Raw genomic sequence first — 8,560 nt, 5'->3', positions numbered from 1 at the left:
GATCGACCGTCCCTTGATGGGTCTCAGAACTTCAGCCCGCCGGCCCTCGCCCCATCGGCGAAGGCCTTGACGCGCCCGTGATACCGGTAGCCTCCCCGGTCGAACACCACGCGCTCGATGCCCTCGGCCTTCGCCCGCTCGGCCAGCTCCCGACCGGCCGTGAAGCTCGCGGCCATCTTGGCCGAGAGGTCCTCCACTTCCGGCGTCCCGTCGAGCGCGAGCGTCGAGAGCCCCATCAGGGTCACTCCGCGGTCGTCGTCGACGAGCTGTCCCTCGACGTTCCTCAGGCTCCGGAACACGACGAGTCTCGGCCGCTCCGCGGTTCCGCGCAGCTTTCTCAGGACCCGCTTGTGTCTCGTGGCGCGACGCTGCCGCCGCTCTGCCGACTTGCTGACTGCCATCTCCTGCTCCTCCGGCCGGGGTTCCGCTACGGATGCCCGGCGTACGCTGATTCTGTATCGCCGATCAGGCGCCCACAGCCGTCGCCTTACCAGCCTTCCTCCGGACGTGCTCGCCCCGATACCGGATCCCCTTGCCCTTGTAGGGCTCCGGGGGCCGGATGCGACGGATTCGAGCGGCCACCTCGCCGACGGCCTGCTTGTCGATGCCCCTCACGTGCACCAGCGTCGGGGTCTCGACGACCAGATCCACGCCCTCGGGGGCCTCGAACACCACCGGGTTGCTGAATCCGTCGGAGAACTCGACCGCCTTGCCCTTCTGCTGGGCGCGGTACCCGACTCCATGGATCTCCAGCGTGCGCTCGAACCCCTGGTGCACTCCGTCGACCATGTTCGCCACCAGGCTTCGTGTCAGACCGTGCAGGGCACGGTGACGCGGCTGGTTCGTCGGCCGGGACACCGTGACGGCACCGTCCTCGACGGCGATGCGCATGTCCGCGTCGAACCGCCCGCTGAGCTCGCCCTTCGGTCCCTTGACGTGGACCTGCGAGCCATCGACGGACACGGTGACGCCCTCGGGAACGATGATCGGCTGTTTTCCGACTCTCGACATCTTTCCACCGCATTCTGTCTGGCACCCCGGCAAACGCGGGGGTGACGGTTCCTGCGCCCGGTCTCTAGTAGACCGTGGCGATCACCTCTCCACCGACGCGCTCACGGCGGGCCTGCCGGTCCGTCATCACGCCCTTGGACGTGGACAGGATGGCGATGCCCATGCCCGATCGGACCCGGGGCATTCCCTGCGCGCCGACGTACCTGCGCAATCCGGGACGCGAGATCCTCCGCAGCGAGCGGATGACCGGCTTCTCGTCCTCGGTGTACTTGAGGTAGACCCTGAGGACCCCGTGACCGCCATCGTCCAGGACCTTGTAGCCGTGGATGAAGTGGTTCTCGGTCAGGATTCTCGCGATCTCGACCTTCAGCTTCGCGACCGGCATGTCGACTCGGCGGTGTCCCGCCCGGCTCGCGTTGCGCAGCCGCGTCAGCATGTCGGCGATGGGATCGTTCATGCTCATGTTCTACCAACTCGCCTTTCGTACGCCCGGGATCTCTCCCCTGAGCGCCAGCTGCCGGAAGCAGATCCTGCACAGGCCGAACTTCCGCATGTAGGCCCGTGAACGCCCGCACCGCTGACACCGCCGGATGGTCCGCGCGCTGTACTTGGGCTTGCGCTTCGCCTTCGCAATCAGGGACTTCTTAGCCATTACTGTTCTCCGACCTGCGTTAAACCACTACCGGGGTCTCGCCGCGGAACGGCATCCCCATCTCTCGCAGCAGCACGAGCGCTTCGTCGTCACGGTCCGTCGTGGTCACGAACGTGATGTCGAGGCCGTGCACGCGAACGATCTCGTCGTAGTCGACCTCCGGGAACACCATCTGCTCGCGGATTCCCACCGTGTAGTTGCCGCGACCGTCGAATGCGCGGCTGTTGAATCCACGAAAGTCGCGGATTCGCGGTACGGCGGTGCTGATGAACCGGTCCATGAACTCGTACATGCGCGCATCGCGCAGCGTCACCTTCACGCCGACCGGCATCCCTTCCCGGAGGCTGAAGTTCGAGATCGATTTCCGGGCGCGCGTGACCACCGGCCTCTGGCCGCTGATCCGCGCCAGCTCCGCCACCACCGAGTCCAGGAGCTTCGCGTTGTCCTTCGCGTCTCCGAGACCGCTGTTGATCACGATCTTCTCGAGGCGCGGGACCTCCATCGGATTGCCGAACCCGAAGATCTCCGAAAGCTTCGGAATCACGTGACTGTCGTAGTGCTGTCTCAGCCTGGGCTGCTGCTTCATTCGAACGTCGCTCTATCCTGGACTCCGTGGCCTTACGGCTTCGGAATCGGGTTGCCGCTCTTGGTGGAAATCCGCTCCTTCGTCCCGTCGGCGTCGATCCGGACGCGGTAGCGCGTCGGCTCGTCGTTCGACGGGTCGATGAGCATCACGTTGGAGGCGTGAATCGGCGCCTCGAAGGTGATGATCCCACCCTCCGGATTGGCCTGCGTCGGGGCCTGGTGGCGCTTGCGCATGTTCACGCCCTCCACCACGACCTGGTTCTTCGAGGGAATCGCCCGCAGGACCTGGCCGCGAGCTCCCTTGTAGTTGCCCGATATCACCTGGACCTGATCGCCCCGGCGCACGTGCAGCTTGTTCTTCCTCGTCATCTCGGACTCCCTCAGATCACTTCGGGGGCGAGCGAAACGATCTTCATGAACTGCTTCTCTCTGAGCTCGCGTGCCACCGGTCCGAAGATCCGCGTGGCGCGGGGCTCTCCCGCGTCGTTGATGATCACCGCCGCGTTCTCATCGAAGCGGATGTACGTGCCGTCCTTGCGACGGCTTTCCTTCGCCACGCGAACGACCACCGCCTTGGCCACCTCGCCCTTCTTCACGGTACCGCCGGGAATGGCGTCCTTGACCGTGACCACGACGACGTCTCCGAGTCCGGCGTAGCGCCGCGACGATCCGCCGAGAACGCGGATGCAACGGGCCCGCCGGGCTCCGGAATTGTCCGCGATCCGGAGATCGGTCTCCTGCTGGATCATGGCCTCAGCCCTCCTGCTCCGGACGCTCGATGAGCCGCACGACCCGCCAGCGCTTGCGCTTGGACAGGGGGCGCGTCTCCTCGATGACCACCAGGTCCCCCGACCGGAACTCGTTCCGCTCGTCGTGGGCGTGATACTTCTTCCGCCGGGTCACCCGCTTCCGGTAGAGCGGGTGGGCGAACTGACGCTCCACGGAGACCACGACGGTCTTGTCCATGGCGTCGCTCACCACCCGGCCCTGTCGGACCTTGCGGCTGCCCGCGGTCTGCGTCGAATCCTCAACCATCGATGTCTCCCGCGGCCCGCAGCTCCCGCTCGTGCTGAATCGTCTTCATCCTCGCGATGTCCCGGCGAAGCTCTCTGAGGAGCGCCGGGTTCTCGAGTTCCTCGTACGCAGCGCGAAACCGGAGCCTGAAGAGCTCTTCTTTCGCCCGCTCGATCTCGATGTCGATCTCGTCCTGGCTCAGTTCCCGAATGTCCTTCGCGTCCATTCTCCTACTCCTCCCGGACCACGAACCGGGTCTTGACCGGGAGCTTCGCGGAAGCCAGCTCCATCGCCCGGCGGGCGATCGTCTCGTCCACGCCCTCGAGCTCGAACATCACGCGACCCGGCTTCACGGGCGCCACCCAGCCCTCGGGGTTGCCCTTCCCCTTCCCCATGCGGGTCTCGGCGGGCTTGGACGTGATCGGCTTGTCGGGAAAGATGCGGATCCAGACCTTGCCGCCACGCTTGATGTGACGGGTCATGGCCACACGCGCCGCCTCGATCTGGCGGTTCGTGATCCAGCCCGCGTCGAGCGTCTGCAGGCCGTAGTCTCCGAAGGCCACCGTGTTGCCACGCATGGCGTTCCCCCGGATCCGACCCTTCTGCTGCTTCCGGTACTTTACGCGCTTTGGTTGAAGCATCGTCCTCTATCTCCAGCCGTCTCGATCCGTGCCGTGAGCCCGACGGGCTACTTGGCGCCGCCCGCCGTGTAGGTCTGCCCCCGGCGATCGTCCTGTACCTCGCCCCTGTAGATCCACACCTTCACGCCGATCGCCCCGTAGGTCGTCTTGGCCATGCTCTCCGCGTAGTCGATGTCGGCCCGCATGGTGTGAAGGGGAACACGACCCTCGTGGTACCCTTCCGTACGTGCGATCTCCGCTCCGCCCAGCCGGCCTCCGCACTGCACCTTGACGCCCTCGGCGCCGGCCCGGATCGCCGACTGCATCGCCCGCTTCATGGCCCGCCGGAAGCCGATCCGCTGCTTCAGCTGATGGGCGATGCTGTTCGCCACCAGCTGCGCGTCGACCTCCGGCCGCTTGATTTCCTCGACGTTGATCGAGACCTCGGAGTCGGTGAGGAGCGCGAGCTCATCGCGCAGCTTGTCGACCTCCGACCCCCGCTTGCCGATCACCACGCCGGGACGGCCCGTGTGGATCGTGACCACGATCTTGGTCGGCTTGCGCTCGATCTCGACCTCGGCCACCGCCGCATGGTCGAGCCGCGCGTGCAAGTACTTCCGCAGCTTCTCGTCTTCGGCGAGCAGGGCCGGAAAGTCGCGCCGGCTCGCGTACCAGCGGGACTTCCAGGGCTTCACCAGGCCCAGCCTGAAGCCGTACGGATGTGTCTTCTGACCCACGGTTACTCCTTTGTGTCCACGACGACGGTGACGTGACTCATGCGCTTGCGCCGGGGGGCGGCCCGCCCCATCGCGGCTGCCCGGTAGCGGCGGAGCGTCGGACCCTCGTCGACGTAGGCCTCCTTCACGTAGAGGTCATCCACGTCGAGCACCTCGCCCTGCTGATCGGCCTTGTAGACCGCGTTCGCGACCGCGGAACGCAGCGCCTTGTCGATCGGCTCCGCTGCGGCCTTCTTCGAGAACTGAAGAATCGAATAGGCCTGGTTCACGTCCGCGTTGCGGATCTGATCGATGACCAGCCGCATCTTCCGGGCTGACATCGGTATTCTCTTCGCGACTGCTCGCGCTTCCATCTCGCTATCCCCTGGCTTCCGTGACCCGGCTCTACAGGCGGGCCCGCTTGTCGGCGAGCTTCCCGCCGTGGCCCCGGAACAGTCGGGTGGGGGCGAACTCGCCCAGCTTGTGCCCCACCATGTTCTCGGTGATGTAGACCGGGATGAACTTGTTGCCGTTGTGGACGGCGACCGTGTGGCCGACGAACTCCGGGCTGATCGTCGAAGCACGCGCCCACGTCTTGGTGACGCGCTTCTCGCCCGAACGGTTCATCGCCTCGATTCGCGCCAGGAGGCGCTCGTTGATGTACGGTCGCTTCTTGACACTTCGAGCCATTCTCTTCTCCCCGAGTCCGCGCTACTTGGTGGCCTTGCCGCGCCTGCGACCGCGGACGATGTACTGGTTGCTCGCCTTCTTCCGCTTGCGCGTCTTGCGTCCCTCGGCCTTGCCCCACGGAGAGACCGGCGGGCGACCGCCCGAGGCCCGGCCCTCTCCGCCACCCAGCGGGTGGTCGATCGGGTTCATGGCCACGCCGCGCACCTTCGGTCGCCGGCCGAGCCAGCGGGAACGCCCCGCCTTGCCCGATCGGATGAGCTCGTGGTCGACGTTGCCCACCTGGCCGATCGTCGCGTAGCACTCGCCGCGCACCATGCGCACCTCGGTGCTCGGGAGCCGGAGCGTCACCATCTCGCCTTCCTTGGCGATCAGCTGCACGGCCGCTCCGGCCGAACGCGCCATCTGCGCTCCCCGGCCCGGCTTCAGCTCCACCGCGTGGATCATCGTGCCCAGCGGGATCTCGCGAAGCGGCAGACAGTTGCCGAGGGTCGGGTCGGAGCCCGGCCCCGAGACGATCGTGTCCCCCTGCTGCAGCCCCCGCGGGTGCAGGATGTACCGCTTCTCACCGTCGGCGTAGTGGAGCAGGGCAATGCGCGCCGACCGGTTCGGATCGTACTCGATCTCCGCGACACGGGCCGGGATTCCGTGCTTGTCCCGCCGGAAATCGATCCGACGATACCGGCGCTTGTGCCCGCCACCCCTCCTGCGGCTCGTGATGCGGCCGTGGTGGTTCCGTCCGGCCTTCTTGGTCAGGCCCTCGGTGAGCGACTTCTCGGACCCCGATCGCGTCACCTCGTCGAACTCGGAGACGGAGCGGTAGCGCGAACTCGGCGTCACCGGGCGAAACTTCTTCAGCGCCATGTCAGACTCCCTCGAACACGTCGATCGTCTCACCCTCGGCGAGAGTGACGATCGCTTTCTTCCAATCCGGACGCTTGCCCACGGACCGACCGACTCGCCGGTCCTTCCCCATGAGGTTCATGGTGTTCACGGAGCTCACGTGCACCTCGAACATCTTCTCCACGGCCCGCTTGATCTCGACCTTCGTAGCATCCCGGGAGACCCGGAACACGAACTGGGGCTGGATCTCGCCTTCCTTGTCCTGGTGCCGCTTGCGGGTGCGACCCGGGTTGAACTGCAGCCGGGACGACTCCTCGGTGATGATCGGACGGATCAGGATGTCGCGCGGCGCGCGGCTCATGATGCCTCCTCTTCGTCAGCGGAGTCCGGGTCGGCGCTGCTGAAGGCCGACTCTTCCACGATCAACACATCCGACCACAGGACATCGTAGGCCGACGCCTCGCCCCACGGCTTCACCTCGACGCCGGGGAGGTTCCTGCCCGACAGGTAGACCTCGTTCTTGAGGCCGTCGGTCAGGATCAGCACGTTGCCCGCATCCAGCTCGAGGGCCTCGAACAGGGCGACCAGCGCCCGGGTGCTCGGCGACTCCAGCTGGAACGGCTCGACCACGATCAGCCCGCCCTCTTCGGCCCGGGCATTCAGCGCCGAGCGGATGGCCAGGCGACGCATCTGCCGCGGCACCCGGACCCGGTAGCTTCGGGGCTGGGGCCCGAAGACGACTGAGCCGCCGCGCCACAGCGGAGACCGGATCGTCCCGACTCGCGCGCGGCCCGTACCCTTCTGGCGCCACGGCTTCCGACCCCCGCCCCGCACCGTGTTCCGCGTCTTGGTCGAGTGCGTCCCCTGTCGCTGGTTGGCCTGATAGGCCGTCACGACCTGGTGCAGCACGCTTTCGTTCACCGTGCCGTCAAACAGGCCCGCGGGCAGCTCGAAATCCGCTGCGCGCGCCTTGCCCGTCGTCGAGTATGCTTTCGCCTTCATATCTCTCTCTTCCGACCTGCCGTCCGGGCTGCCCGCCTCAGACGGAGCGAATGAGAACCACGTTGTGTCGCGCCCCCGGCACCGAGCCGCGGACGAGCATCAGGTTCTTCTCGGGATCGATCCACTCGATGCGCCGGTTCAGCGCCGTGCGGCGCGTGCCGCCCATCTGTCCCGACATCTTCCGTCCCTTGATCACGCGGGAGGGATCCGTGCCCGGACCGATGGAGCCGGGCTTCCGGAGAATCGCGCTGCCGCCATGCGAAGCCCGCGAGCCGCCGAAGTTGTGCCGCTTCACGGTGCCCTGGAAGCCGCGCCCCTTCGTCAAACCGCTGATCTTCACTCGCTGTCCGACCTCGAACAGGTCGACGGTCAGGCTCTGGCCGGCCTCGTACTCCTGCCCTTCCTCCGGCTCGAACTCCGCCAGCACGCTCGGTGCGTGGTCGAGGCCCGCCCGAGCGGCGTGACCCGCCTGCGGCTTCGTGACGCGTCGCTCGCGCCGCTCCCCGAAACCGAGCTGGATGGCCTCGTAGCCATCGCTCTCCGACGTCTTGATCTGCACCACGGGGCAGGGGCCCACCTCGAGCACCGTGCACCCGACGGCCTTGCCGTCTTCCGTGAAGATCTGGGTCATCCCCAGCTTCTTGCCTATGAGTCCAGGCATGTCGCTTCCCGCTCTTTCGTCGTCTTCCGAGATCGCGGCCCTACTGGACCTTGATCTCGACGTCCACGCCCGCCGCCAGGTCGAGCTTCGTCAGCGCGTCGACCGTCTGGGGACGGGTGTCATAGATGTCGATCAGCCGCTTGTGGGTCTTCAGCTCGAACTGCTCCCGCGACTTCTTGTCCTTGTGCGGGCTGCGAAGAACCGTGTACAGCTGCCGCCGCGTCGGAAGCGGAATCGGCCCTTTCACCGACGCACCCGTCTTCTGGGCGGTACGGACGATGTCCGCCGCCGTCTGGTCGATGACCGCCGGGTCGAAGGCCCGCAGCCGAATCCGAATCTTTTCCGCCATGATCCGACTCCCTTACTCGGTGATGTCGGTGACGACGCCGGCGCCGACGGTGCGGCCGCCCTCGCGGATCGCGAAGCGCAGCTCCCGGTCCATCGCGATCGGCGCGATCAGCTCCACGTCCATGTTCACGTTGTCGCCCGGCATCACCATCTCCACGCCCTCGGGAAGGTGCGCCGTCCCCGTCACGTCCGTCGTCCGGAAGTAGAACTGCGGTCGGTACCCGTCGAAGAACGGCGTGTGACGCCCGCCCTCGTCCTTCGTCAGCACGTACACCTCCGCCTTGAACTTCGTATGCGGCGTGATACTCTTGGGCTTGGCCAACACCATCCCCCGCTCCACGTCGTCCTTGCCCGTCCCCCGCAACAGACAGCCCACGTTGTCCCCGGCCTGACCCTCGTCCAGGATCTTCCGGAACATCTC

19 protein-coding genes are annotated in these 8,560 nt (G+C 66.5%); all 19 read right to left on the bottom strand.

Going from position 1 to position 8,560, the window contains the following annotated elements; translation table 11 throughout:
* Positions 1–23: 23 nt before the first annotated feature.
* Positions 24–401 carry a 50S ribosomal protein L18 gene (rplR, locus tag AC36XV_RS10150; RefSeq protein WP_492203566.1) on the bottom strand — a complete coding sequence of 126 codons (378 nt, stop codon included), beginning with the start codon at positions 399–401 and terminating at the stop codon, positions 24–26.
* 64 nt (positions 402–465) lie between these two features.
* A complete protein-coding gene (rplF, locus tag AC36XV_RS10145; protein ID WP_492203565.1) occupies positions 466–1,011 on the bottom strand; it encodes a 50S ribosomal protein L6 in 546 nt (181 codons plus the stop codon).
* A gap of 64 nt (positions 1,012–1,075) precedes the next feature.
* Entirely contained in the window at positions 1,076–1,474 is a 399-nt protein-coding gene (gene rpsH, locus AC36XV_RS10140) for a 30S ribosomal protein S8 (RefSeq protein WP_492203564.1), read from the bottom strand.
* Positions 1,475–1,477: 3 nt separating this feature from the next.
* On the bottom strand, positions 1,478–1,663 hold the full coding sequence (locus AC36XV_RS10135; RefSeq protein WP_492203563.1) for a type Z 30S ribosomal protein S14: 186 nt from the start codon (positions 1,661–1,663) through the stop codon (positions 1,478–1,480).
* A 19-nt stretch (positions 1,664–1,682) separates the two neighbouring features.
* On the bottom strand, positions 1,683–2,249 hold the full coding sequence (gene rplE, locus AC36XV_RS10130; protein ID WP_492203562.1) for a 50S ribosomal protein L5: 567 nt from the start codon (positions 2,247–2,249) through the stop codon (positions 1,683–1,685).
* Positions 2,250–2,281: 32 nt separating this feature from the next.
* Complete coding sequence (gene rplX, locus AC36XV_RS10125) at positions 2,282–2,599, bottom strand: 50S ribosomal protein L24 (protein ID WP_492203567.1); 318 nt, start codon at positions 2,597–2,599, stop codon at positions 2,282–2,284.
* Between the two features lie 29 nt (positions 2,600–2,628).
* Positions 2,629–2,997: a 50S ribosomal protein L14 gene (gene rplN / locus AC36XV_RS10120; RefSeq protein WP_492203561.1), complete on the bottom strand. Its 369-nt coding sequence runs from the start codon at positions 2,995–2,997 to the stop codon at positions 2,629–2,631.
* 4 nt (positions 2,998–3,001) lie between these two features.
* Positions 3,002–3,283 carry a 30S ribosomal protein S17 gene (gene rpsQ, locus AC36XV_RS10115; protein ID WP_492203560.1) on the bottom strand — a complete coding sequence of 94 codons (282 nt, stop codon included), beginning with the start codon at positions 3,281–3,283 and terminating at the stop codon, positions 3,002–3,004.
* On the bottom strand, positions 3,276–3,488 hold the full coding sequence (rpmC, locus tag AC36XV_RS10110) for a 50S ribosomal protein L29 (protein WP_492203559.1): 213 nt from the start codon (positions 3,486–3,488) through the stop codon (positions 3,276–3,278). Before rpmC ends, rpsQ begins: the two co-directional genes overlap by 8 nt.
* 4 nt (positions 3,489–3,492) lie before the next feature.
* Positions 3,493–3,903: a 50S ribosomal protein L16 gene (gene rplP, locus AC36XV_RS10105; protein WP_492203558.1), complete on the bottom strand. Its 411-nt coding sequence runs from the start codon at positions 3,901–3,903 to the stop codon at positions 3,493–3,495.
* A 47-nt stretch (positions 3,904–3,950) separates the two neighbouring features.
* Positions 3,951–4,619, bottom strand: a complete 669-nt coding sequence (gene rpsC / locus AC36XV_RS10100; RefSeq protein WP_492203557.1) for a 30S ribosomal protein S3 — start codon at positions 4,617–4,619, stop codon at positions 3,951–3,953.
* Positions 4,620–4,621: 2 nt separating this feature from the next.
* Positions 4,622–4,972 (bottom strand): 50S ribosomal protein L22, encoded by a 351-nt coding sequence (rplV, locus tag AC36XV_RS10095; RefSeq protein WP_492203556.1) that lies wholly within the window; start codon positions 4,970–4,972, stop codon positions 4,622–4,624.
* 31 nt (positions 4,973–5,003) lie between these two features.
* Positions 5,004–5,288, bottom strand: a complete 285-nt coding sequence (gene rpsS, locus AC36XV_RS10090; protein ID WP_492203555.1) for a 30S ribosomal protein S19 — start codon at positions 5,286–5,288, stop codon at positions 5,004–5,006.
* A gap of 21 nt (positions 5,289–5,309) precedes the next feature.
* Positions 5,310–6,149, bottom strand: coding sequence for a 50S ribosomal protein L2 (gene rplB, locus AC36XV_RS10085; protein WP_492203554.1), 840 nt, complete (start codon positions 6,147–6,149; stop codon positions 5,310–5,312).
* 1 nt (position 6,150) lies between these two features.
* On the bottom strand, positions 6,151–6,489 hold the full coding sequence (locus AC36XV_RS10080) for a 50S ribosomal protein L23 (protein ID WP_492203553.1): 339 nt from the start codon (positions 6,487–6,489) through the stop codon (positions 6,151–6,153).
* Entirely contained in the window at positions 6,486–7,130 is a 645-nt protein-coding gene (gene rplD / locus AC36XV_RS10075) for a 50S ribosomal protein L4 (protein WP_492203552.1), read from the bottom strand. Before rplD ends, AC36XV_RS10080 begins: the two co-directional genes overlap by 4 nt.
* 37 nt (positions 7,131–7,167) lie before the next feature.
* Positions 7,168–7,791 (bottom strand): 50S ribosomal protein L3, encoded by a 624-nt coding sequence (rplC, locus tag AC36XV_RS10070; protein ID WP_492203551.1) that lies wholly within the window; start codon positions 7,789–7,791, stop codon positions 7,168–7,170.
* 40 nt (positions 7,792–7,831) lie between these two features.
* Positions 7,832–8,140 carry a 30S ribosomal protein S10 gene (rpsJ, locus tag AC36XV_RS10065; protein ID WP_492203550.1) on the bottom strand — a complete coding sequence of 103 codons (309 nt, stop codon included), beginning with the start codon at positions 8,138–8,140 and terminating at the stop codon, positions 7,832–7,834.
* Between the two features lie 12 nt (positions 8,141–8,152).
* Positions 8,153–8,560: EF-Tu C-terminal domain-related protein (locus AC36XV_RS10060; protein WP_492203549.1), on the bottom strand; the 408-nt coding region annotated here is incomplete at its 5' end.

It is taken from the genome of Candidatus Benthicola sp. (assembly GCF_058719085.1).
The sequence above is the reverse complement of the archived record's forward strand: the minus strand, read 5'-3'. Positions and strand labels throughout refer to the sequence as shown.

Excerpts from the sequence above, each read along its gene's own strand:
- rplR (WP_492203566.1), bottom strand. The coding sequence starts at position 401 with ATGGCAGTCAGCAAGTCGGCAGAGCGGCGGCAGCGTCGCGCCACGAGA.
- rplE (WP_492203562.1), bottom strand. The coding sequence starts at position 2,249 with ATGAAGCAGCAGCCCAGGCTGAGACAGCACTACGACAGTCACGTGATT.
- rplC (WP_492203551.1), bottom strand. The coding sequence starts at position 7,791 with ATGCCTGGACTCATAGGCAAGAAGCTGGGGATGACCCAGATCTTCACG.
- rpsS (WP_492203555.1), bottom strand. The coding sequence starts at position 5,288 with ATGGCTCGAAGTGTCAAGAAGCGACCGTACATCAACGAGCGCCTCCTG.
- rplN (WP_492203561.1), bottom strand. The coding sequence starts at position 2,997 with ATGATCCAGCAGGAGACCGATCTCCGGATCGCGGACAATTCCGGAGCC.
- rplV (WP_492203556.1), bottom strand. The coding sequence starts at position 4,972 with ATGGAAGCGCGAGCAGTCGCGAAGAGAATACCGATGTCAGCCCGGAAG.
- rpmC (WP_492203559.1), bottom strand. The coding sequence starts at position 3,488 with ATGGACGCGAAGGACATTCGGGAACTGAGCCAGGACGAGATCGACATC.
- rpsH (WP_492203564.1), bottom strand. The coding sequence starts at position 1,474 with ATGAGCATGAACGATCCCATCGCCGACATGCTGACGCGGCTGCGCAAC.
- rpsQ (WP_492203560.1), bottom strand. The coding sequence starts at position 3,283 with ATGGTTGAGGATTCGACGCAGACCGCGGGCAGCCGCAAGGTCCGACAG.
- rplF (WP_492203565.1), bottom strand. The coding sequence starts at position 1,011 with ATGTCGAGAGTCGGAAAACAGCCGATCATCGTTCCCGAGGGCGTCACC.
- rplP (WP_492203558.1), bottom strand. The coding sequence starts at position 3,903 with ATGCTTCAACCAAAGCGCGTAAAGTACCGGAAGCAGCAGAAGGGTCGG.
- AC36XV_RS10135 (WP_492203563.1), bottom strand. The coding sequence starts at position 1,663 with ATGGCTAAGAAGTCCCTGATTGCGAAGGCGAAGCGCAAGCCCAAGTAC.
- AC36XV_RS10080 (WP_492203553.1), bottom strand. The coding sequence starts at position 6,489 with ATGAGCCGCGCGCCGCGCGACATCCTGATCCGTCCGATCATCACCGAG.
- rpsJ (WP_492203550.1), bottom strand. The coding sequence starts at position 8,140 with ATGGCGGAAAAGATTCGGATTCGGCTGCGGGCCTTCGACCCGGCGGTC.
- rplD (WP_492203552.1), bottom strand. The coding sequence starts at position 7,130 with ATGAAGGCGAAAGCATACTCGACGACGGGCAAGGCGCGCGCAGCGGAT.
- rplB (WP_492203554.1), bottom strand. The coding sequence starts at position 6,149 with ATGGCGCTGAAGAAGTTTCGCCCGGTGACGCCGAGTTCGCGCTACCGC.